Genomic DNA, 23987 nt, shown 5'->3' on the forward strand with positions numbered 1-23987 from the left:
TACCATGGGAAGAGCCGCGGCGCGTCCGCCCCGGCAGGGCGTACGAGCAGCACGCCGCGTCCGACGCCGCATCCCACGATCGAGAGAAGCGCCAGCCAGCATGCCCACGCGCCACGATATTCGTAACGTCGCCATCGTCGCCCACGTCGACCACGGCAAGACCACCCTGGTCGACGCCATGCTGAAGCAGGCCGGAGCCTTCGCAGCGCACCAGCAGGTCGATGACCGGGTCATGGACTCGAACGACCTGGAGCGTGAGAAGGGCATCACGATCCTCGCCAAGAACACGGCGGTGAAGTACCACCCCAAGGCGGGCGGGTCGCCCATCACCATCAACATCATCGACACCCCCGGCCACGCCGACTTCGGTGGCGAGGTCGAGCGCGGTCTGTCGATGGTCGACGCGGTCGTCCTTCTCGTGGACGCCTCCGAGGGCCCGCTCCCGCAGACCCGCTTCGTGCTGCGCAAGGCCCTCCAGGCCCGGATGCCGGTCATCCTGTGCATCAACAAGACGGACCGTCCCGACTCCCGTATCGACGAGGTCGTCAACGAGACCTACGACCTCTTCCTGGACCTCGACGCCGACGAGGACCAGATCGAGTTCCCGATCGTCTACGCCTGCGCCCGTGACGGCGTCGCCTCGCTGACCAAGCCGGCCGACGGCACGGTCCCGACCGACAGCGACAGCCTGGAGCCGTTCTTCTCCACCATCCTGGAGACGGTCCCGGCCCCCGAGTTCGACGAGTCCGCGCCGCTCCAGGCCCATGTCACCAACCTGGACGCCGACAACTTCCTCGGCCGTATCGCGCTGCTCCGCGTCGAGCAGGGCGAGCTGCGCAAGGGCCAGAACGTCGCCTGGATCAAGCGGGACGGCTCCATCGCCAATGTCCGCATCTCCGAGCTGATGATGACCGAGGCGCTCACCCGCAAGCCCGCCGAGGTGGCCGGCCCCGGCGACATCTGCGCCGTCGCGGGCATCCCCGACATCATGATCGGCGAGACCCTGGCCGACCCGGAGAACCCGATCGCGCTGCCGCTGATCACGGTGGACGAGCCCGCGATCTCCATGACCGTCGGCACCAACACCTCGCCTCTGGTCGGCCGGGGCGGCACCGGCAAGGGCGCCGACAACAAGGCGGCCGTCAAGGACCGCAAGGTCACCGCCCGCCAGGTCAAGGACCGTCTGGAGCGCGAGCTGGTCGGCAACGTCTCGCTCCGCGTCCTGGAGACCGAGCGTCCGGACGCCTGGGAGGTGCAGGGCCGCGGTGAGCTGGCGCTGGCCATCCTGGTCGAGCAGATGCGCCGTGAGGGCTTCGAGCTGACCATCGGCAAGCCCCAGGTGGTCACCAAGCTGGTCGACGGCAAGGTCCACGAGCCGGTCGAGCGCCTCACGGTGGACGTCCCCGAGGAGCACATGGGCGCGGTCACCCAGCTCATGGGCACCCGCAAGGGCCGGATGGACAACATGTCCAACCACGGCTCCGGCTGGGTCCGCATGGAGTTCGTCGTCCCGTCGCGCGGCCTCATCGGCTTCCGTACGGAGTTCCTGACCAACACCCGCGGCACCGGTATCGCCCACTCCATCCACGAGGGCCACGAGGCGTGGTTCGGCGAGCTCAAGACCCGTAACAACGGTTCGCTGGTCGCCGACCGCTCCGGCGCCGTCACCGCCTTCGCGATGACCAACCTCCAGGAGCGCGGCGTGCTCTTCACGGAGCCGGGCACCGAGGTCTACGAGGGCATGATCGTCGGTGAGAACTCCCGCTCCGACGACATGGACGTCAACATCACCAAGGAGAAGAAGCTCACCAACATGCGCTCCTCCTCGGCCGACTCCTTCGAGGCGATCGTCCCGCCGCGGAAGCTCTCCCTGGAGCAGTCGCTGGAGTTCTGCCGCGACGACGAGTGCGTCGAGGTGACCCCCGAGGCGGTCCGCATCCGCAAGGTGAACCTGGACGGGCGCGAGCGCGCCCGCGCCGCCTCCCGCGCCAAGCACGGCTGACATAGCGCCACGCGCGCCCCCGGCGCGCTCCGGCGGACCGGGAAACCTCCGCCACCCGCCTTTGGCTGAAAACGGCCCGGGCGGCCCCTGAGACAGGGGCCGCCCGGGCCGTTTGCGTACCCCCGCCGGGTGGGAAACTGATGGATTGGACCACGGCCCCCCGGCCGTCCGTCAACCGGTTTTCCTACCCTCTCTGTCCGACTATCGGGCGTAGCTCACCGGAAACCTGTATTAACAGTCCGTTTCGGGGGTGTCTGTCTGCGATCCCTTTGTCCGAATTTTGGTCATGAGGGCCGTACTGATGTTGCCAAAACGAGATGCTTTAAGTGTGGTTTACAGCCCGAACTTACCCAATAGTTGGCTTCACTGAGCTCGGGTCAACGGGTCATGCGCTGTGGGGAGCGCCGACTCACGAGCACACGGGGTACAGCTCTTCGCCGTCAGGGGTGTCGGTGGGTGTCTTGTGCCCAGCCTTGCAGTGAACACGTGGACTCATGAGGAGGAACCCATGCGCGGTGCCACGAGCGCCAGTGGGGTCGGGTCGTCGCAGATGGCTTGTACGGCCGGTTTCCAGCGCATTCCATCCGGCCGGGCCGCCGACGTCGGCCGCCGATCCTGAGCCCCGGTCAACCGCTCGGCTCGCGCTCCTGAGGGTGGGATCAATCCCTATTGACGCGCTTTCCAGCCATTTTGCCCGTGGGTGACTGACCCGCTGGCGGAACGGCAGTACGGCCACACCCGTTCCCGGGTCCCGTGGCCGACAGGGGGATCGTCATACGGCGGCATCGGCGGCACGAGTGCATCCACTCGGCCGTCACCACTGCCGTGCGCAGGAACGCGGGTCACCCGACACCCGTGAATGGACACATCATGACCAGTCCAATCGAGACCGAGGCCACCGACGCCTCTGTCGCCTTGGACAAAGAGACCGCGACCAAGAACGACGCCGCGGAAGGCACATCGCACACCGGCCGCTCGCCCGGCCAGCTGATGTGGGCGCGCTTCAAGCGCGACCGCGTCGGCATGATCTCCGCCGGCATCGTGATCTTCTACTTCGCGGTCTCCGCGCTGGCTCCGGTGATCTCGAAGCTGTACGGCAAGGACCCGTACACGCTCTACCCGAGCGAGCCGGGCCACGAGTACATCCTCGACGACTTCGCCATGCCGGTCGGCACCTTCGGCGGCGTCTCCGGCGAGTTCTGGTTCGGCGTCGAGCCGAACCTGGGCCGCGATGTGTTCACCATGCTGCTCTACGGCATGCGCACCTCGCTCTACATGGCGCTGGTCATCACCACGCTGATGGTGATCACGGGTGTGCTCATCGGCATGGTCGGCGGCTACTTCGGCGGCAGGGCCGACTACTGGCTCGGCCGGATCACCGACTTCTTCCTCGCCTTCCCGAGCCAGCTGTTCTTCATCGCCTTCATGCCCGTCGTGACCGCGCTCTTCGTCTCCCCCCGGGATGAGACCCCCACCTACCTGCGCGCCGTCGCGATCATCCTGGTGATGTGGTTCCTCGGCTGGATGGGCATGGCCCGTCTGGTGCGCAGCTCCGTGCTCTCCCTGCGCGAGCGGGAGTTCGTGGAGGCGGCCAAGGTGTCGGGCGCCTCGCGCTGGCGGATCGTCCGCAAGGAGATCCTGCCGAACATCGTCACGCCGATCCTGGTGCAGGGCACCTATATGCTGCCCGGCTCGATCCTGACCATCGCCTTCCTCTCCTATGTCGGCGTCGGCTTCGTGGAGCCGACCCCGGACTGGGGCCGGATGTTCGCGATCGGCAGTGACATCTACGAGCAGAACCCGGCGTTCATGTTCTTCCCGGGCGTCGCCATGGTGGTGTTCGTGCTCGCCTTCAACCTTCTCGGCGACTCCGTCCGGGACGCGTTCGACCCCAAGACCGGACGGTGACGTCCATGGGCGGGGGTGGCTGCCGCCCTCGCGCCGGGCAACCGGACGGTCAGGCAGCTCTTGATGGATATCAACTGACAGGTAGGTGCACGAGCATCATGAAGCCCCTTCGCTCACGCACGGTGCGGGCCATAGTCGTCGCTGCCGCGGCCGGCTCCCTGGCGCTCACCGGTTGCTCCAGCAACGACGGCGAGACCAAGAACGAGTCCAAGACGAAGAAGGACGCGGCGGCTCAGTCCAAGCCGGTCGTCTACGGCGACGCCGCCGCTTCGAAGGGCCCCGCGGCACAGGTTCAGGGCGCCAAGGACGGCGGAACCATCAATGTGTTCATGCAGTCCGACCTCACGCACATGGACCCGGGGCAGATCTACGTCAGTGACGCGGGTCAGTTCGCCAACCTGATCCACCGCGGTCTGACCAACTTCCAGGAGGACGACAAGGGCAACCTGACCGTCGTCGGCGACATCGCCACCGACGCCGGCCAGGCCTCCGAGGGCAACAAGGTCTGGACGTACAAGCTCAAGGACGGCATCAAGGACGAGAACGGCAACGAGATCACGTCGGCCGACGTCCGGCACACCATCGAGCGCATGTACTCGAAGGTGATCTTCGACGGCCCGATGTACGTCCAGCGCTGGCTCTCCGGCGACGACTACCGCAAGGCGCTGCCGGACGGCCCCTACAAGGGCAAGAGCCTGCCGGACAGCGTCCTGGAGACCCCGGACAAGAGCACGGTCGTCTTCAAGTTCAAGGAGCCGCAGCCCGACCTGCCGCAGGCCCTTGCCATGGCCGGCTACTCCATCGTGCCCAAGAAGGCGGACACGAAGGAGAAGTACGACAAGGCCCCGGTCTCGCTCGGTCCCTACAAGATCGAGGACTACAAGCCGGGCAAGTCCATCAAGCTGGTCAAGAACGAGAACTGGGACGCCAACACGGACTCCGTGCGTCACCAGTACGTCGACGGCTACGACTTCCAGCTGACGATCGACCAGGCGAGCCAGACCAAGCGTCTGATCGCCGACCAGGGTGAGTCCAAGAACGCCATCCAGTTCACGGACGCTGCTGACCCGACCCAGATCAAGGAAATCATCAGCAAGCCCGAGGTCAACAAGCGCAGCGTCAAGGGCTACCAGCCCTACGTCTGGCAGATGACCTACAACATGGACAGGATGAAGGACAAGCGGATCCGCGACGCCATCGGCTACGCGATCCCGGGTCAGCGCATGATCGCCCAGGACGGCGGCAAGTACGGCGGCGAGCTCGCCGGCGGTCTGCTCTCCCCGACCCTGCCGGGCTACGACCCGAAGTACGACCCGATGGGCAAGGTGAAGAACCCGCAGGGCGACATGGCCAAGGCCAAGGAGCTGCTGAAGGAGGCGGGCTTCAAGAAGGGCACCAAGCTCACCTACGCCTACGCCAGCGCGCCGCGCAGCCAGAAGCAGGCCGTGGTGATCAAGGACACGCTGACCGAACTCGGCTTCGACCTCCAGTCCAAGGAGATCGAGCGCTCGGCCTTCTACCAGCAGGTCGGCAAGCTGGACAACCCGTACGACCTGTACATGACCGCGTGGGGCCAGGACTGGCCGTCCCCGTCCACGGTGCTCCCCCCGGTCTACGACGGTGACCAGATCGCCGATGGCGCGCAGAACTACTCGCACGTCGACGACAAGCAGGTCAACGACACCATGGACGAGGCGTCGAAGCTGACGCCCGAGGCCGCGGCCACGAAGTGGGAAGAGGCCCACCACCGTCTGGTGGAGGAGGTCAACCCGGCGACCCCGGTCTACTACGCCAAGCAGATCCAGCTGTCCGGCTCGAACGTGGGCGGCGTCCGGTACAGCGTCGAGTCGAGCTACATCGACATCAACGACCTGTTCCTGAAGACCCCGTAAGACCGGCCCACAAGGCACAGGTCCACGGCTGACCCGTGGGGGCGCGCGCCAGGCGGAGCGCGCCCCCACGGGCCCCTGTCTCACAACCCCCGCCGCCTTCGAAGAGAGCAGCCTCCCGCGATGCTTCAGTTCCTCATCCGCAGGTTGACCGGCGCCGTAGTGATCATGTTTCTGATCGGCGCGTTCACGTTCTTCCTGTTCTACACAATCCCCCAGGACTTCGCCGAACTCGCCTGCGGCAAGAACTGCACGCCGGAGAACATTGCGGTGATCCGCGAGAACCTCGGCCTCGACAAGCCCATCACCGCCCAGTTCTGGGAGTTCATGGGCGGCATCCTGACCGGCCGGGACTTCGCCACCGGGCACTGCGCCGCGCCGTGTCTGGGCCAGTCCTTCGACACCCGTGAGTTTGTCTGGGACTCGATCATCGACCGTTTCCCGCTCACCCTCTCGCTGACCGTCGGCGGTCTGGTCATCTTCCTGATCCTGGGCCTGGGCTCGGGTCTGCTCGCGGCCTGGAAGCGCGGAACCGTCATCGACAAGGCCGTCAGCGGCGCTTCGATGGTGCTGAGCTCGTTCCAGATCTACTTCCTCGGACCCATCGTCCTCGGCATCTTCGTCTACAGCACCGGCTGGATGGAGAACCCCAAGTACTACCCGATCACCGAGGACCCGGCGGCCTGGGTCGTGGGGCTGCTGATTCCCTGGGCCGTCATGGCGACGATCTTCACCGCCCAGTACACGCGTATGGCCCGCTCGACCATGATCGAGCAGCTCCAGGAGGAGCACGTCCGCACCGCCCGGGCCAAGGGCATGAAGAAGAGTTACGTATTCTTCCGTTATGCCTGGCGCGGTTCCCTCACCCCCATCGTCACCATCCTCGGCATGGACCTCAGCGGTCTGCTCGCCGGCGCCGTGGTCACCGAGTTCACCTTCGATCTCCCGGGCATCGGCCGTCTCGCGGTGGACTCCTCGCTCACCAAGGACCTGCCGCTGACGATGGGCGTGATGTTGTTCGGAGCCTTCTTCATCCTGATTCTGAACATCATCGTGGACCTCGCCTACGCCTACATCGACCCGCGCGTGCGCCTCGCCTAGGAGAACGACCGTGACCACTCAGACCAAGACCGAAGACACACCGGCCCCGACCGGGCCGGAGGCCTTCCTCTCGGTTCGCGACCTGCGGGTGCGGTTCTCCACCGAGGACGGCGTCGTCAACGCGGTCGACGGCCTCTCCTTCGACGTCGAGCGCGGTAAGACGCTCGGCATCGTGGGCGAGTCGGGCTCCGGCAAGTCCGTCACCAACCTGACCATCCTCGGACTGCACAACCCCCAGACCGCCTCGGTCGAGGGCGAGATCGTCCTGGACGGCCAGGAACTGGTCTCGGCCCCCGAGAGGGAACTGGAGAAGCTCCGCGGCAACAAGGTCGCGATGATCTTCCAGGACCCGCTGACGGCGCTCTCGCCGTACTACACCGTGGGCCGCCAGATCGCCGAGCCGTATATGAAGCACACCGGCGCCTCCAAGAAGGAGGCGAAGGCCCGCGCCATCGAGATGCTCGACAAGGTCGGCATCCCGCAGCCCGCGACCCGCTTCAACGACTACCCGCACCAGTTCTCCGGCGGTATGCGCCAGCGCGCGATGATCGCCATGGCGCTGATCTGCGACCCCGATCTGCTGATCGCCGACGAGCCGACCACCGCGCTCGATGTGACCGTGCAGGCCCAGATCCTCGATCTGCTGAAGGACCTCCAGCAGGAGTTCGGATCGGCGATCATCTTCATCACCCATGACCTGGGCGTCATCGCCAATATGGCCGACGACCTGCTGGTGATGTACGCGGGCCGGGCGGTGGAGCGCGGCAGCGTCCGCGAGGTGCTCCAGACCCCCAAGCACCCCTACACCTGGGGACTGCTCAGCTCGATGCCGCGCCTCGGGGGCGACCTCGACGAGCCGCTGGTGCCGATCCCCGGCTCTCCGCCGAGCCTGCTCAACCCGCCTTCGGGTTGCGCCTTCCACCCGCGCTGTACCTTTAAGGACCAGGTGGACGCCGGCCTCTGCTCGGGTGAGAAGCCGCTGCTTGCCGCGGGACGGGCTGCCGCCTGTCACCTCACGCCGGACCAGAAGCAGTCCATCTTCATCGATCAGATCAAGCCCCGGCTGGGTTAGGGAGACGCAGAGACATGAGCGAGAACGTCACTCTGCCTAAGCAGCAGGATTCCAGCGGCCCCGGCAACGGCGGTGAGCCGCTGCTCACCGTCGAGGGCCTTCAGAAGCATTTCCCGATCTACGGCGGCTTCCCCTTCAAGCGACAGGTCGGCGCCGTGAAGGCGGTCGACGGAGTCGATCTGACGGTGTACCCCGGCGAGGCCCTCGGCCTGGTCGGCGAGTCCGGCTGTGGCAAGTCCACCACCGGCCGGCTGGTCACCCGGCTCCTGGAGCCGACCGGCGGAAAGATCACCTACGCGGGCCAGGACATCACCCACGCCAGCCGCAAGCAGCTGGCGCCGATCCGGTCCGAGATCCAGATGATCTTCCAGGACCCCTTCTCGTCGCTGAACCCGCGGCAAACCGTCGGCACCATCATCAAGAGCCCGATGGAGGTCAACGGCATCAACCCGCCCGGTGGGCGGGAGAAGCGGGTACGGGAGCTGCTGGAGACCGTCGGTCTCAACCCGGAGCACTACAACCGCTTCCCGCACGAGTTCTCCGGCGGTCAGCGCCAGCGCATCGGCGTGGCCCGGGCCCTCGCGCTCGAACCCAAGCTGATCGTCGCCGACGAGCCGGTCTCCGCGCTGGACGTGTCCATCCAGGCGCAGGTCGTCAATCTGCTCCAGAAGGTGCAGGACGAGCTGGGCATCGCCTTCCTCTTCATCGCCCACGACCTGGCGGTGGTCCGGCACTTCTCGCAGCGCGTGGCCGTGATGTACCTGGGCAAGGTGATGGAGGTCGCCGACCGCGACTCCCTCTACACCCGGCCCCGCCACCCGTACACGCACGCGCTGCTCTCGGCCGTGCCCGAGGCGGATGTGGACTCGGCGAAGAAGGAGCGCATCCGCCTCTCCGGCGATGTGCCCTCGCCGATCATGCCGCCGTCCGGCTGCCCCTTCCGCACCCGCTGCTGGAAGGCGCAGGACAAGTGCGCGACGGACGTGCCGCCGCTGGTGCAGATCTCCGGGAACCGTGAGGGCCACCTGACGGCCTGCCACTTCCCCGAGGAGCCGACGATCGCGGCGCGCGCCGAGGACGTCGTGCTGGACCCGGCGCTCGCGGCGCTGGAGGCCGAGCGGCCCGCGAAGGACTGACCCGGATATCCGCGACGGGCCCCGGGACGCCAGCTGGCGTCCCGGGGCCTTCGCCATGCCGGTCGCCGGTCGTGGGGCGTGGGTCGCGGTCACCGGGGGCGTCCGCTGTCTCTGGCGCCGCCCGCCGCCGGGAAAAGGCGTTGCGCCGCCCCCGCCCCGCCCCCGACAGTGAGGCGATGACCGACCTCGCCATCAGGGCCGCCACCCCCGCCGACGCCGACGACGTCTGCCGACTGCTCAACGCCGTGGACATGATCGAGATAGGCCGGGCGGAGACCGATCTGCACACGGTGGAAGCCGATCTCTCCCACCCCGACGCCAGGCTCCCGGACAACTCCTGGCTCGCCTTCCGGGACGGGGAACTGGTCGGCTACGGCCTGATGTGGGACGACTCCGGCGCCGAGCGCATCGACATGGACCAGTACGTCCTCCCCGGGCAGCAGGAGGCGGCCGAGCGGCTGACCGGGCTGATGGAGGAGCAGGCGGTGCGGCGGGCCGCGGCCAACGGCGCCGACCGGGCCGTGGTCCATCTGCATCTCAACACCCGCCCCACGCTGGACACCGCGCTGCTCACCGGCCGCGGCTGGACGACCGTACGCCGCTATCACGTCCTGACCCGCCCGCTCAGCCCCGCCGCCGACCCGCTGCCCGCCCCGCCCGACGGCGTCACCCTGCGCGACTGCCGGGACGAGGCCGACCGGAGACTCGCTCATACGCTGGTCCAGGAGAGCTTCGCCGGGCACTTCGACCATCAGCCGCGCACCTACCAGCAGTGGCTGGACGATCTGGGCCCGGACTTCGACTGGTCCCTGGTGTGGATCGCCGCCCTCGCCGGAGCCGGTGACGCGGCCGTTCTGGTCAGCCGGAACGACCGGGAGGTCCACGGCTGGATCAACAACATCGGGGTGCGCGAGCGGTACCGGGGCCGGGGGATCGCGGGCCATCTGCTGCGCCATGCCTTCGGCGTCTACGCGGAGCTGGGCCGGGACGCCATCGGCCTCGGCGTCGACACCGGCAATGAGACGGGAGCCCTGCGGCTGTACGAGGCGCACGGCATGGCCGTCCACTTCGCCGTGGACACCTGGGAGGTCGCCCTCCCGGTCGCCGTCCCCTCCCGGTCCTCCTGAACCGACGGGCCTCTCCGGGCTGGTCCATTTAGTCGCATATATCGGGCAGATTGCCGTACTTTGAGGTGATATTCGGTCCTAGGCAGCGTCCAGACGGCGTTCTGGAACGTCCAGGCGGCGTCCTGGAAGACGCAGAGGACCGGGAGGCAATCCATGCGTGGAGCCATGCGCGCGGGGTGGACCGTCTGCGCGGTGGCCGTCGCCCTCACGGCGGCGGCCTGCGGAGGGGGCGGCAGCAGCGGCGGCAGCGGTGCGAGCGGAGTGGTCAGCGCCTCCTGGGGGGACCCGGCGAACCCGCTGGAGCCCGCGAACACCAATGAGGTCCAGGGCGGCAAGGTCCTCGACATGATCTTCCGCGGTCTCAAGCGCTACGACCCGAAGACCGCCGAAGCCAAGGACATGCTCGCCGAGAAGATCGAGACCTCCGACTCGGTCGACTTCGCCGTCACCGTCAAAGACGGCTGGACCTTCAGCAACGGAGAGCCGGTCACCGCCGCCTCCTTCGTCGACGCCTGGAACTACGGCGCCGCCCTCCGCAACAACCAGCGCAACGCCTACTTCTTCGGCTATATCGAGGGCTACGCCGACGTCCACCCCGACACCGGCGAGCCCAAGGCCACCACCATGTCCGGCCTCAAGGTCACCGGAGCCCGCACCTTCACCGTCAGACTCACCCAGAAGTTCTCCACCTGGCCCGAGACCCTCGGCTACGCCGCCTTCGCGCCCCTGCCCCGGGCCTTCTTCGACGACCACTCCGGCTGGCTCGCCAAGCCCATCGGCAACGGCCCTTATCTCGTCGACTCCTACGCCCGGGGCTCCCAGATGTCGCTGCGCGCCTGGTCCGGCTACCCCGGCCCCGACAAGGCGCGGAACGGGGGCGTCGACCTCAGGGTCTACACCGACAACAACAGCGCCTACACCGATCTGACCGCGGGCAATCTCGACCTCGTCGACGATGTGCCCGCGGCGCAGCTCAGAAACGTACGGGCGGACCTCGGCGACCGGTACATCAACACCCCCGCCGGAATCATCCAGACCCTCGCCTTCCCGTACTACGACACGGCGTGGAACACCCCCGGCGGCGCCAGGCTCCGCACCGGAATCTCCCGCGCGATCAACCGCGAGCAGATCACCGACACCATCTTCCAGCGGACCCGCACCCCCGCGAAGGACTGGACCTCGCCCGTGCTCGGCGCCGAGGGCGGCTTCGACGACACCCTCTGCGGCGACGCCTGCGACTACGACCCCGCCGAGGCGAAGAAGCTGATCGCGGAGGGCGGCGGCCTCCCCGGCGGCGGACTGAAGATCACGTACAACTCGGACACCGGCTCCCACAAGGACTGGGTCGACGCCGTCTGCAACAGCATCAACAACGCGCTCGGCGACGACCGGGCCTGCGCCGGCAACTCCATCGGCACCTTCGCCGACTTCCGCAGCCAGATCACCCAGTCCAAGATGTCCGGCCCCTTCCGGGCCGGCTGGCAGATGGACTACCCGCTGATCCAGAACTTCCTCCAGCCGCTCTACTACACCAACGCCTCGTCCAACGACGGCAAGTGGAGCAACCAGGAGTTCGACAAGCTGGTGGACCAGGCCAACGCCGAGAGCGACCCCGCCAAGGCCGTGGACACCTTCCAGCAGGCCGAGAGGGTCGTACGGGACCAGATGGCGGCCATCCCGCTCTGGTACCAGAACGGCAGCGCGGGCTACTCCCCGCGGATCTCCGATGTCGCGCTGAACCCGTTCAGCCTCCCGGTCTACAACGAGATCAAGGTCAGCTGACGGCGGACCGCCGCCCCGGCACGCCCTCCGCGCCGGGCCGCACCCCCGCCCCCCACCCCGGGAGCCCGCCATGGGACGTTATGTGATCCGGCGTCTGCTACAGATGATCCCCGTCTTCTTCGGCGCCACCCTGCTGATCTTCCTCATGGTCAATGTGATGGGCGACCCCATCCAGGGCCTCTGCGGCCAGCGCCAGTGCGACCCCGCCACCGCGGCCCGGCTGCGCCAGGAGTTCGGCCTCGACAAACCGGTCTGGCAGCAATACCTCACCTATATGGGCAATGTCTTCACCGGGGACTTCGGCACCGCCTTCAACGGACAGCCGGTCACCGAGCTGATGGCCAGTGCCTTCCCGGTCACCATCCGGCTCACCCTGGTCGCGATCTTCTTCGAGATCGTCATCGGCATCACTTTCGGAGTGATCACCGGGCTGCGCCGAGGCCGGCCCGTCGACACCTCCGTACTGCTGCTGACCCTGATCGTCATCTCCGTCCCCACCTTCGTCACCGGGCTGCTGCTGCAACTGCTGCTCGGCGTCGAATGGGGCGTCATCAAACCCGCCGTGTCACCGGAGGCGCCCCTCGACGAGCTGATCGTCCCCGGGCTGGTGCTGGCCTCCGTCTCCCTGGCCTATGTCACCCGGCTCACCCGGACCTCGATCGCCGAGAACGCCCGGTCCGACTATGTCCGCACCGCCAAGGCCAAGGGGCTGCCCTGCCACCGGGTGATCACCCGCCATCTGCTGCGCAACTCCCTCATCCCGGTCGTCACCTTCATCGGCACCGACATCGGCGCGCTGATGGGCGGCGCCATCGTCACCGAGCGCATCTTCAACATCCATGGCGTGGGCTACCAGCTCTACCAGGGCATCGTCCGCCAGAGCACCCAGACCGTCGTCGGCTTCGTCACCGTGCTGGTGCTGGTCTTCCTGGTGGCGAATCTGCTCGTGGACCTGCTGTACGCCGTTCTCGACCCGAGGATCCGCTATGCCTGAGCCGCAGTACGACGACCGGGGCGCCATCGCCCCCACCGGCGCGGGCGGCGCGACCGATCTGGCGCTGAGCGAGGCCGAGACCCTGGAACGGCCGCCACCGGGCTCCCCCCTCGGCACCGGCCCCTCGGGCAAGCCCCGCAGCCTCTGGTCCGACGCCTGGCACGATCTCCGCCGCGACCCCGTCTTCATCGTCTCCGCGCTGGTCATCCTCTTTCTGGTGATCATCTCGATCTGGCCGTCCCTGATCGCCTCCGGCAACCCCCTCCAGTGCGATCTCGCCAAGGCCCAGGAGGGCTCCCAGCCCGGCCACCCCTTCGGCTTCAACGGCCAGGGCTGCGACGTCTACACCCGTACCGTCTACGGAGCCAGGACCTCCGTCACCGTCGGCGTCTGCGCCACCCTCGGCGTCGCCCTCCTCGGCTCCGTGCTCGGCTCGCTCGCGGGATTCTTCGGCGGCGGCTGGGACGCGACCCTCTCCCGGCTCACCGATGTGTTCTTCGGAATCCCCGTCGTCCTCGGCGGACTGGTCCTGCTCTCCGTCGTCACCAGTGACACCGTCTGGCCCGTCATCGGATTCATGGTGCTGCTGGGCTGGCCCCAGCTCTCCCGTATCGCCCGCGGCTCGGTCATCACCGCCAAACAGAACGACTACGTCCAGGCGGCCCGCGCGCTCGGCGCGTCCCACACCCGGCTGCTGCTGCGCCATATCGCGCCCAACGCCGTCGCCCCGGTCATCGTCGTCGCGACCATCGCGCTCGGCACCTATATCTCCCTGGAGGCGACCCTCTCCTACCTCGGCGTCGGGCTGAAGCCGCCCACCGTCTCCTGGGGCATCGACATCTCGTCCGCCTCGCCCTACATCCGCAACGCCCCGCACATGCTGCTCTGGCCGGCCGGGGCGCTGGCGGTCACCGTGCTCGCGTTCATCATGCTCGGCGACTCCGTGCGCGACGCCCTCGACCCCAAACTGCGCTGAGGAGCCCGCCATGACGACCGCCGCCGAAGCCCGCGGACACCACGCCCTGCTGGAGGTGCGCAACCTCGAAGTGGAATTCCGCACCCGGGACGGGGTCGCCCGCGCCGTCAACGGCGTCGACTACTCCGTCGAGCAGGGCAGCACCCTCGCCGTGCTCGGCGAGTCCGGCTCCGGGAAATCCGTCACCGCCCAGGCCGTCATGGGCATTCTCGACACACCCCCCGGAAAGATCACCGGCGGGGAGATCTTCTTCCGGGGCCGGAATCTGCTCACCCTCACCGAGAAGGAGCGCAGAAAGATCCGCGGGTCCGAGATGGCCATGATCTTCCAGGACGCGCTCTCCGCCCTCAACCCGGTGCTCAGCGTGGGCGACCAGCTCGGCGAGATGTTCACCGTCCACCGGGGCCTGTCGCGGAAGGACGCCCGCGACCGCGCGATCGAGCTGATGGAGAGGGTCGGCATCCCCGCCGCGAAGGAACGCGTACGGCAGTACCCCCACCAGTTCTCCGGCGGTATGCGCCAGCGCGTCATGATCGCCATGGCGCTGGCGCTGGAACCGGCCCTGATCATCGCCGATGAGCCCACCACCGCCCTGGACGTCACCGTCCAGGCGCAGGTGATGGAGCTGCTCGCCGAGCTCCGGAGCGAGCTGGACATGGGACTGATCCTGATCACCCACGATCTGGGCGTGGTCGCCGACGTCGCCGACCGGATCGCGGTGATGTACGCGGGCCGGATCGTCGAGACGGCCCCCGTCCACGACATCTACCGGGCCCCCGCCCACCCCTACACCCGCGGACTGCTGGAGTCGATCCCGCGCCTGGACCGCAAGGGGCGGGAGCTGTACGCGATCAAGGGCCTGCCGCCCAATCCCACGGCCGTCCCGCCCGGCTGCGCCTTCCATCCGCGCTGCCCGCTCGCCCAGGACGTGTGCCGCACGGACGAACCGCCGCTGTACGAGGTGTCGCCGGAGCGCCGGAGTGCCTGCCACTTCTGGCGCGAGACCCTCGGGGAGCCGCCGGGGCCGGGACCTTCAGAGCCGCCGGGACCTTCTGCGCGGGCGAACGACGGACGGCGGGCCGGGGACCGGGAACACAGCGGAGAGCAGGAGCACGGGACGCACGGGACGCACAGGACGCACGGGGAGCACGGGGAGCACGGGGAGCACGGGGAGCACGGGGAGCGCCGATGAGCGAGCCGATCCTCGAAGTACGCGAACTGCACAAGCACTACCCCCTCACCCGGGGCATCGTCTTCCGGAGGCAGATCGGCGCGGTCAGAGCCGTCGACGGCGTCGACCTCGCCCTCCACACCGGCGAGACGCTCGGCATCGTGGGGGAGTCGGGGTGCGGAAAGTCCACCCTCGCCAAGATGATGGTCCATCTGGAACAGCCCACCGCCGGAGTGATCCGCTACAAGGGCGAGGACATCACCCGGCTCTCCGGCCGCGCCCTCAAACGCGTACGCCGGAACATCCAGATGGTCTTCCAGGACCCGTACACCTCGCTCAACCCCCGGATGACCGTGGGCGACATCGTCGGCGAGCCGTTCGCGATCCATCCCGACGCCGCCCCCAAGGGAGACCGGCGGCGCCGGGTGCGGGAGCTGCTCGAAGTGGTCGGCCTCGACCCCGACTACATCAACCGCTATCCGCACCAGTTCAGCGGCGGCCAGCGCCAGCGCATCGGCATCGCGCGCGGACTGGCGCTCCGGCCGGAGATCATCGTCGCCGACGAACCCGTCTCCGCCCTCGATGTCTCCGTCCAGGCCCAGGTCGTCAATCTGCTCGCCTCGCTCCAGCGCGAACTCGGCCTCAGCCTCGTCTTCATCTCCCACGATCTGTCGATCGTGCGGCATATCTCCGACCGGGTCGGCGTGATGTATCTGGGCCGGGTGGTGGAGCTGGGCCGGGACGAGGAGATCTACGACCACCCCACCCACCCCTATACCCAGGCGCTGCTCTCGGCCGTCCCGGTGCCGGACCCCGCCGCGCGCGAGCACCGCGAACGGATTCTGCTGGGCGGCGATGTGCCGTCGCCCGCCCACATCCCCTCCGGCTGCCGCTTCCGCACCCGTTGCTGGAAGGCCCAGGAGCGGTGTGCGCTGGAGGTGCCGCTGCTGGAGGTGCCGGCGGAGTTCCGGATCTGGGAGGGCCCTGCGAAACACCCCTCCGCCTGCCACTTCGCCGAGGAGAGGCATGTGGTCCCGCCATCCGGGTGAGCCCGCCCTCTGCCCGCCCTCTGTTACCTCCGGGCAATGTGTCCGTCGCGATTCCGATATACGGACGCGACAGGCTGCGGGGCGTACGGCCGTGCGGGTGCCGTAGACCGGCCGGGGGCTCATCGACGTGACCCCGGCCGGTCGCCCGGCCCCCGCACACCGGTCGCCCGGCCCCCGCACACCGGTCGCCCGGCCCCCGGCCCCCGGCCTCCGCACACACCGGGCGTACGCCGGAGCGCGCCCGTACTGGCGGAAGTGCCCCTTGTTCAGCCGTACGGGTGGATGCACGATCGCAGCGTGACACTGACGCGGGGCGCTCGGATCACGGTGGTCGTCCTGTCCGCCGTGCTCACGCTGATCGTGGCCGGCTGGATCGCCCGCGATCTCGCCACCCCGCTCACCCCGCTGGAACTGTGGCGGCTGTGGAGCTCCGCCGCCCCCGCGCCGATCCCCACCCCGGCCCAGACCACCGGCTTCGAACAGCTGCTGCTCCTCACCGTGTACGGCGCCCTCCTCGCCGCGGCCCTGCGCCCCGGACTGACCGCCGCCGCGCCCGCGGCCGTCGGAGCGATCACCCTCGCGCTCTGGCTCCCGGGACTCTGGGTGCTCAGCTCCTCCTGGGCGGGGCTGCGCGTCACCGACGAACTGCGCACCCAGGGCCTCTGCACAAGCCTCGCCGCGCTGGCCCTCGGCGTGGGCCTGCTGCTCACCGCCGCGACGGCCGGCCGGACCCGGCCGGCCGGGCCCGGCCGGCGGATGCCCGTCGCCGCCTCGGTGCTGCTCGGGGCCTCGGCCGGGGTGCTGGCCGGCTGGGAGATCCGCAGCGCGGTGCTGCGGCCCGCCGCCTACCCCGACCGCTTCACCGGCGGCGAACCGCTGCTGCCGCTGCTCGCCGCCCCGTCCGGCTGGCTGACCGCCGTCACCGTGCTGCTCTCGGCGGTCTCCGCACTCGCCGTGCTGCGCCCGCCGGCGCTGATCGCGGCGGTGTTCGTGCTGGGCGCGGGGGTACGGGGAGCCGACACGGCCCTCCGCACGGGGCTGCTGCCCCGGTTCGCCGAACTGCCGCCGGGGGAGCGGCTCTTGATGGGATCCTGGGCGTTCGAGGCGCTGGCGGGCGCGGCCGTCCTGCTGCTGCTGACGCTGGGCCGGGCCCCGGCCCCCGAGCCGCGTCCCGCACCGCCCGTCCCCGGCCCGCCGCCGCCCGCGTCCCGCCCGCCCGGCTGGTGAGCCGGGAGCGGGCGGGTCACACCGCCGGGCCCTCCCCCTGGGCTTCGCCCGGGGGGACCCCCATCCGGGCGGACGACGCTGCTTTGAAGCCACCCCCCAGCGCTCGTGCGCCCCCGTGTGCTGCCGTGCACCGATCAATGCGTTCGTACGGATAGTTATGATCCGTAGCGCGAGGTGGGTAGGAACCATCTGGCACATGCAAGCTGCCCGTCCCGACCGAATATCTGTGGAGGTGAACCGCCGTGGCACTCTCCATTTCGGCGGTGCTGCTGCTGGCGATCATCGTCTTCCTGCTGATCCGGAAGTCCGGGCTCAAGGGAGGGCATGCCGCGGTCTGCGTGTTGCTCGGCTTCTATCTCGCAAGCTCGTCCATCGCCCCGACCATCACCGATCTCACGTCGAACGTGGCGGGGATGATCGGCGACTTCAAGTTCTGACCCCGCACCCCGCACCCCGACGACGACGGGTGCCCGGGCGTTCCGGCGGACGCCCGGGGACCGGGACTTCACGGCCCGTGTGATCACGGGTCGCTCGTTCCAGCGCGGCGGTGCCCCCTTGCCTCGTAGGCTGTCCCCATGAAGGACGTTCCCGCCCATCGGCTCCTCCTCGTGCACGCGCACCCGGACGACGAGTCGATCAACAACGGCGCGACGATGGCTCGCTACGCCGCCGCCGGCGCCCAGGTCACCCTGGTGACCTGCACCCTCGGAGAAGAGGGCGAGGTCATCCCGCCGGATCTCGCCCATCTCGCACCGGACCGCGAGAACCGGCTGGGCCCCCATCGAGTCGGCGAACTGGCCGCGGCGATGAAGGAGCTGGGCGTCACCGACCACCGCTTCCTCGGCGGCCCCGGGCGCTTTCGCGACTCCGGGATGATGGGCGTCGCCGAGAACCGCCGGACGGGCGCCTTCTGGCAGACCCCGGTCGACGACGCCGCCGGACATCTCGTGGAAGTCATCCGTTCGGTGCGTCCTCAGGTGCTGGTGACCTATGACCCCGACGGGGGATACGGACACCCCGACCACATCCAGGCCCACCGGGTGGCCATGCGCGCCGCCGAACTGGCCGCCGAGCCCGCGTACCGCCGAGACCTCGGCGAACCGCATGCCATCGCGAAGATCTACTGGAATCGGGTGCCGCGCACGGTGGTCGAAGAGGGCTTCGGCCGGCTGCGCGCCGAACCGCCGACCGCCTTCCCCGGCGGGATCGCCTCCGTGAACGACGTCCCCGGCGTGGTGGACGACGCGCGGATCACCACGGAGATCGACGGGTCGGCCTACGCGGAACGCAAGGCTGCGGCGATGCGCGCCCACGCCACCCAAGTCGCCGTGAACGGAACCCGCTTCGCCCTCTCCAACCATCTGGTCCAGCCGATCTTCAGCACCGAGTACTACCAGCTGGTGCACGGCGAGCCGGGTGCGCCCGAGGGCGAGCGCGAGCGCGATCTGTTCGCGGGAGTGACCGAGTGAACGAGCGTACGAAGGAACCGCGGGAGCCCGGAGCATGGCTGACCCGCCCCGCGAAGCCCGCCAGGATCGCCGTCTACGCGGTTCTCGTCCTCCTCGGACTGGTCGTCGGCGCGGCGGGATCGCTGATCCAGGCAGCCTGGTTCCCCGGTGGTCTGCTGCTGGCCCTGCTGGGGGCCGCCGGCCTCTTCCACGGCTCCGGGCGGCTGCTGGGCAACCAGCTCGGGGTGCTCGTGTCCGCCGCGGGCTGGCTGGTCGCGATCATGCTGCTGACCACGGGACGGCCGGAGGGCGACGGAGTCTTCTCCGCCGGCATCGGGCCGCTGGTCTTCATCCTCGGCGGCATGGCCATCGCTGTGATCTGTGCCACCATGGCGCGCGGAGTGCAACCGGGTGGCCCCGCCATCCGACTTGACGGATGAGGGGTCCGCGGAGCCCCCTGCCGACAGCCGGTTCCGCCCTTCCGGGGCGGGCCGCCGCGGGGGGCGTCAAGCCCTCGAACTGACCATGCCCGTACGGTCGACGGCATGATGCTTTGCACAGTCGCAGGGTGAGTGTCCGCGGCGGCCAGTATGGTGGTGCGCGCCGCCGAGCCGCCCACCGCAGTCGCTATCCAGTAAGAGACGGGCGGCGAAGCCAACCGGGAGAACCTGCTTTGAGCCGTGAAACTGACAGTTCGTCCTCCGGGCCCCAGGGGCGCGGTGGAGCCGCGTACCCCTCGGGGACACCGCCGTACGGATCGCGCCAGTACCCGTCATCGCATCCGGCGCAGGGCGCCGCTGACGGCCCGGCGGGCGGTGCCGCCGACGGGTCCCCGGAGCCGAAGGCGGACGGGGCCAAGTCCGAGCCCAAGACCGAGACCACGCTGACCACCCGGATCCGGATCAACATCCCCGGGTCGCGGCCGATCCCGCCCGTCGTGATGCGGAAGCCGATGAGCGAGTCCGAGGCTCCGGCGGCTGCGCCCGCCGAGCCGGACCCCGAGCGCACGGCCGCCATGCCGGTGATCGGCGGGCCGCAGGGCGGTGAGCCCGCGCCGGTGGAGCCGCCGACCGGGGAGAAGCCCGGGCCCGGGCAGAACGACTGGTTCGCGCCCCGGCGAGGCTCCTCCGGTACGAACGGGGCGGGTATCCCGTCTCCGGGCTCGAACGGGGTGGGTATCCCGTCTCCGGGCTCGAACGGGGCGGGTATCCCGTCCCCCGGTTCGAACGGCGCGGGCATCCCGTCCCCGGGCATGGGCCCCGATGGCGCGGGCGTCCCCGCTCCCGGCGCTCGGATGCCGGGACCGTTCGACGCGACGGCCCCCGCCGCGAGGGACCAGGGGGCCCCGCAGGCTCCCGCCGCCGGCCTCCAGAGCATGTCCGCCGGTCTTCAGAGCACCGCCGCCGGTCCGCTGGACCAGGCTCCGGCCGCTCCGGCCGCCGGAGCCTACGGCGGCGCCCAGGGCCCCCACCCGCGCAGCGCGCTGAGCGAGCTGAACGGGAACGGCGGCGCACCCGCGTCCGGCGGCGGATTCGCCCCCGGCGGCGGGCCGCACCCGGGAGCGGTGGCCGAGCCGACCGGGGCGACCTCGGGCCCGGTCAAGGGCAGCATGCCGATCCGGCAGCGCAAGGGACCGGGCGCCCCCGCGGCGGGCGGACCCGGCGCGGCGGCTCCGGCGGCCCCCGGCTCCGGCACGCCCGGCGTGCCCGGCATCCCGGGAACCGGCCCCGGCTCCGGCCCGCGGCAGTCCGGCACGCCCCGGATGTCCGATGACACCGCCATACTGACCCCGCAGAAGCCGGCACCGGCGCCCGCCCCCGGCGGTCATGTCTCCGGGGACACGCTCACCAGCGGCATTCCCGTGGTCCCGCAGGAACAGCGTCCCCCCTTCCCGGCCCCGGGCGCTCCGGGCGGACCCGACTTCCCCGCCCGCCCCGGCGGCACGAAGGGCAAGGGCCCCGCGGCCTCCCGGCAGGCCCCCCCGGCCAAGAAGAAGGGCCGCTCCAAGCTGGTCCTCCTCGGCGTCGGCGTGGTCGCCCTGTTCGGCGTCGCCTACGGCGCGGGGCTGCTGCTCAACCACTCCGAGGTGCCCAAGCGCACCACGGTCCTCGGCGTCGACATCGGCGGCGGCACCAAGGAGCAGGCCGTCGTCAAGCTGGAGCAGGCCCTCGGCAAGCGGGCCGCCACCCCGCTCCAGCTCACCGTCGGCGACAGCAAGGAGGAGCTCGCCCCGGACAAGGCCGGTCTGGTGCTGGACAGCCAGGCGACCGTGCGCAAGGCCGCGGGCAGCGACTACAACCCCGTCTCGGTGATCGGCTCCCTCTTCGGCGGTGAGCGGATCGTGCAGCCCGAGATCCCCGTGGACGAGGAGAAGCTGAGCGTCGCGCTCACCGATCTCGCGGGTGAGGCGGGCTCGGCGGTCGAGGGCACCATCACCTTCGAGCCCGGCCGGGCGGTCGCCGTACCGGGGAAGGCCGGGCAGACGCTGGACGTCGAGCGCTCCATGCTCTCGGTCAAGGACGCCTTCCGCGCCCAGGTCGAGACGGGCCGGCCCAACGCGGTCCAGCTGCCCGTCGGCAAGAGCGAGCCCGCCGTCAGCAACGCCGAGATCGACCGGGCGATGAAGGAGTTCGCCGAGCCCGCGATGTCGGGGGTGATCACGATCAGCGCCGGGGGCAGGTCGATCCCGTTCGGCCCGACCAAGTCGCTGCCGCAGATCCTCTCCATGAAGGCGATCGACGGCAAGCTGGTCGAGGTCTACGACAAGAAGGCGATCGAGGAGCTGCTCGGTGGGTTCTTCGACGGAGTCCTGATCACCAAGGGCGACGGCAAGCAGCACCAGCTGAGCGCGGACGACGTCGCCCAGGCGATGGGGCCCGCGCTGCGCGGCACGACACCGGAGGAGCGTACGGCGGTCATCGAGCTGAACCCCAGCTGACCGCCCCGCCCGCCTGCCGACGAGCGAGCCCCCGCACCCGAGAAGGTGCGGGGGCTCGCCGTCTTCTGGAGGTGCGGGGGCGCGGGGTCTGCTGAGGGCCGCCCGGCGGGGGTGCGAGGTCCACTCAAGGCCGCCCGGCGGCGGGGGAGGGCGCCGGGCGCTCAGAACGCCTGGTCGGCAGGGCGCACGGTCAGTTCAGCATCGCCCGGGCCGCCCGGGCCCGCCCCCGGACCGCCTCCGCCGTCGCCGGCTCCACCGCCGACACCGCCTCCGCGTAGGCGTCCAGCTCCGCCGCCCCCGCCAGGAAGTCGCCGCGCTGGATCAGCAGTTCGGCCCGCTCGAAGCGGAGCCGCACCGGATGGGAGGGCAGCAGCAGCGACAGCTCCACCGCCCACAGGGCGACCGCGGACTGCTCCGGCCGGGCCGTCGCCCAGCCCTGGATGTTGTTCAGGATCCGCTGCACCACATCGAGCGTGGCGGCTGGGCGGAGCGCCGAGGGATCCAGCGGCGCCCCCGTCGCGCTCACCGCCAGCAGCTCGGCCTCGGCGCCGCTGAGCGGCCGGCCCCCGGCGAAGGGATCCGCGAGCACCCGCTCGCCGGAGCCCTCCGGGTCGCCGAAGCCGACCACGAAATGACCCGGCAGCGCCACCCCGTACACCGGGGCGCCCGCCCGCCGCGCCACCTCGGTCCAGACGGCCGAGAGCAGGATCGGCAGCCCCCGGCGGCGGCGGAGCACCTCATGCAGCAGAGAGGACTCCAGACGCCGGTAGTCGGCGGCGGAGCCCCGGAAGCCGCAGCGGTCGCCGAGCAGACCGGCGAGCGCCGCCGCCCAGGCGGCCGGGGTCTTCGGCCCGTACGGCAGCATCCCGGCGAGACGGTCCAGCTCGACCTGGGCGGCGTCCATCCCCGCCTCGTCCAGCGAGGGGTCGGCCACCGCGCCGATCAGCAGGCAGAGCAGGGTGAGATCGGGCCGTTCCGAGCGAGCCTCCTCGGCGAACCGGCTCCGACTGTCGGCGGAATCATCGTGCATATGCCACTCGTACCTGTCTGTCCGTATCTCATCCAGATCTCATCCAGATCTCGTCCAGCCCGATCCGAACGGCAGGCCCTACCTGTCCGCGGCCCTGAAGTGGTGGTAGCTGTGATGGGTCGCGAAACCCATGCCCTCGTACAGCGCCCGTGCCCCTTCATTGTCCGCCTCCGCCTGGAGCCAGGCAGCCGACGCCCCCTCCTCCAGCGCCCGTCGGGCGAGTGCGGTCATCACCGCGGTGGCGAGCCCCTGCCGCCGGTACGCCGGGTCCACCTCCACCGCCATGAACCCCGCCCACCGTCCGTCGACCACACACCGTCCGATCGCCGCGGGCACGTCCCCCGACCCCGGCACCGAGACGAACCAGACCGAGGGGCCGCTGCCGAGCACCTTCGCCACATGCGCCCCCGCCGCACCGGAGCGCTGGTAGCGCCGTAGCCACGGCTCGTCGAAGGAGCGGGCGAGGGCGACCCGGGCCACCTCGGCGTCCCGGTCGGCGAGGGGGGCGAGCGCCGCGATCCGTACGTCCGCCGAGACCTCGCGCCGCCAGCCGCGCGCCTCCAGGGCGGCGCAGAGGGTCTCCTGCGTCCTGGCCGCGCCGGTCGCCGCCTGGACGTACGCGGGCAGATCGCGCTCCCCGTACCACTGGCGGACCCGGTCCAGCGCCTCGTCGAGCGGGAGGCCCGGGTCGCCGAGGGGGAGCGCCGAGTTCGCGCGCCGGGTGAACCCGGACGCGGCCCGCAGCCGCCACTCGCCGAGCGGCTCGCTCTCGACCGGCTGCCAGGCCCGTGAGGTGACCCTGGTGAGCTCCTCGAAGTCGGTGGCCGGGCCGCGCCGGCGGGCCGGGGCCGCCGGGACGACCTTGCCCGCGACCAGCGACGACTCCGGGATCCGTACGCTCTCTCCGTCCCGTCTTGTGATCAGCAGCACACCGTTGTCCCATGATGTGAGAACGCCGATCGTGTCGGTGAACTTCGCGCCCCCGGCGCCCGAGTCCGCAAGACGCCGGATTGATACTCGTTTGCCCACGTCAAGGTGTGTAATACGGACTTCGAGCCGTCCCGCGCCAGTGAATTCCACAGCTCTGCGTGCCCCTCCTGTTCGGATCGTCCTCAGGAACGGAGATACTAGAGGCGG

General features: G+C 69.9%; 19 protein-coding genes. 17 read left to right on the forward strand and 2 right to left on the reverse strand.

The window, feature by feature from the left end; translation table 11 throughout:
- The first annotated feature begins 100 nt into the window (after window positions 1-100).
- The 17 genes from typA (at window position 101) to FF041_RS31170 (ending at window position 21820) form a co-directional block, all read left to right on the forward strand.
- A complete protein-coding gene (gene typA / locus FF041_RS31090; protein WP_153487002.1) occupies window positions 101-2002 on the forward strand; it encodes a translational GTPase TypA in 1902 nt (633 codons plus the stop codon).
- 870 nt (window positions 2003-2872) lie between these two features.
- Window positions 2873-3910, forward strand: a complete 1038-nt coding sequence (locus FF041_RS31095) for an ABC transporter permease (protein ID WP_153525874.1) — start codon at window positions 2873-2875, stop codon at window positions 3908-3910.
- A 98-nt stretch (window positions 3911-4008) separates the two neighbouring features.
- A complete protein-coding gene (locus FF041_RS31100; protein WP_153525875.1) occupies window positions 4009-5802 on the forward strand; it encodes an ABC transporter substrate-binding protein in 1794 nt (597 codons plus the stop codon).
- Between the two features lie 120 nt (window positions 5803-5922).
- Complete coding sequence (locus FF041_RS31105; RefSeq protein WP_153525876.1) at window positions 5923-6900, forward strand: ABC transporter permease; 978 nt, start codon at window positions 5923-5925, stop codon at window positions 6898-6900.
- Window positions 6901-6910: 10 nt separating this feature from the next.
- Entirely contained in the window at window positions 6911-7972 is a 1062-nt protein-coding gene (locus FF041_RS31110) for an ABC transporter ATP-binding protein (RefSeq protein ID WP_323372394.1), read from the forward strand.
- A gap of 14 nt (window positions 7973-7986) precedes the next feature.
- Window positions 7987-9108, forward strand: coding sequence for an ABC transporter ATP-binding protein (locus FF041_RS31115; RefSeq protein WP_153486997.1), 1122 nt, complete (start codon window positions 7987-7989; stop codon window positions 9106-9108).
- 176 nt (window positions 9109-9284) lie between these two features.
- Entirely contained in the window at window positions 9285-10235 is a 951-nt protein-coding gene (locus FF041_RS31120; protein WP_153525877.1) for a GNAT family N-acetyltransferase, read from the forward strand.
- Between the two features lie 153 nt (window positions 10236-10388).
- Window positions 10389-12017 (forward strand): peptide ABC transporter substrate-binding protein, encoded by a 1629-nt coding sequence (locus tag FF041_RS31125; protein WP_153525878.1) that lies wholly within the window; start codon window positions 10389-10391, stop codon window positions 12015-12017.
- A gap of 70 nt (window positions 12018-12087) precedes the next feature.
- Window positions 12088-13011: an ABC transporter permease gene (locus tag FF041_RS31130; RefSeq protein ID WP_153525879.1), complete on the forward strand. Its 924-nt coding sequence runs from the start codon at window positions 12088-12090 to the stop codon at window positions 13009-13011.
- Window positions 13004-13987 carry an ABC transporter permease gene (locus FF041_RS31135; protein WP_153525880.1) on the forward strand — a complete coding sequence of 328 codons (984 nt, stop codon included), beginning with the start codon at window positions 13004-13006 and terminating at the stop codon, window positions 13985-13987. The genes FF041_RS31130 and FF041_RS31135 overlap by 8 nt, the downstream gene beginning before the upstream one ends.
- A gap of 10 nt (window positions 13988-13997) precedes the next feature.
- Window positions 13998-15179 (forward strand): ABC transporter ATP-binding protein, encoded by a 1182-nt coding sequence (locus FF041_RS31140; RefSeq protein ID WP_194292246.1) that lies wholly within the window; start codon window positions 13998-14000, stop codon window positions 15177-15179.
- A complete protein-coding gene (locus FF041_RS31145) occupies window positions 15176-16207 on the forward strand; it encodes an ABC transporter ATP-binding protein (protein ID WP_153525881.1) in 1032 nt (343 codons plus the stop codon). The genes FF041_RS31140 and FF041_RS31145 overlap by 4 nt, the downstream gene beginning before the upstream one ends.
- A gap of 297 nt (window positions 16208-16504) precedes the next feature.
- Window positions 16505-17434 (forward strand): hypothetical protein, encoded by a 930-nt coding sequence (locus FF041_RS31150; protein WP_153525882.1) that lies wholly within the window; start codon window positions 16505-16507, stop codon window positions 17432-17434.
- A gap of 242 nt (window positions 17435-17676) precedes the next feature.
- Window positions 17677-17871, forward strand: coding sequence for a hypothetical protein (locus tag FF041_RS31155; protein WP_194292266.1), 195 nt, complete (start codon window positions 17677-17679; stop codon window positions 17869-17871).
- Window positions 17872-18009: 138 nt separating this feature from the next.
- A complete protein-coding gene (gene mshB, locus FF041_RS31160; protein WP_153525883.1) occupies window positions 18010-18903 on the forward strand; it encodes an N-acetyl-1-D-myo-inositol-2-amino-2-deoxy-alpha-D-glucopyranoside deacetylase in 894 nt (297 codons plus the stop codon).
- A complete protein-coding gene (locus tag FF041_RS31165; protein ID WP_323393219.1) occupies window positions 18900-19322 on the forward strand; it encodes a DUF6113 family protein in 423 nt (140 codons plus the stop codon). Before mshB ends, FF041_RS31165 begins: the two co-directional genes overlap by 4 nt.
- Before the next feature lie 233 nt (window positions 19323-19555).
- Complete coding sequence (locus FF041_RS31170) at window positions 19556-21820, forward strand: hypothetical protein (RefSeq protein WP_228388755.1); 2265 nt, start codon at window positions 19556-19558, stop codon at window positions 21818-21820.
- Window positions 21821-22010: 190 nt separating this feature from the next.
- Here FF041_RS31170 and FF041_RS31175 read toward each other — a convergent pair whose 3' ends face one another.
- Both FF041_RS31175 and FF041_RS31180 read right to left on the reverse strand, forming a co-directional pair.
- The gene (locus tag FF041_RS31175; protein ID WP_153525884.1) at window positions 22011-22850 is read right to left on the reverse strand and encodes a transglutaminase-like domain-containing protein; all 840 of its coding nucleotides are present in this window, start codon (window positions 22848-22850) and stop codon (window positions 22011-22013) included.
- A 78-nt stretch (window positions 22851-22928) separates the two neighbouring features.
- A complete protein-coding gene (locus tag FF041_RS31180; RefSeq protein ID WP_323393221.1) occupies window positions 22929-23930 on the reverse strand; it encodes a GNAT family N-acetyltransferase in 1002 nt (333 codons plus the stop codon).
- Between the last annotated feature and the right edge of the window lie 57 nt (window positions 23931-23987).

It is taken from the genome of Streptomyces jumonjinensis, assembly GCF_009600885.1.
GTDB lineage: Bacteria > Actinomycetota > Actinomycetes > Streptomycetales > Streptomycetaceae > Streptomyces > Streptomyces jumonjinensis.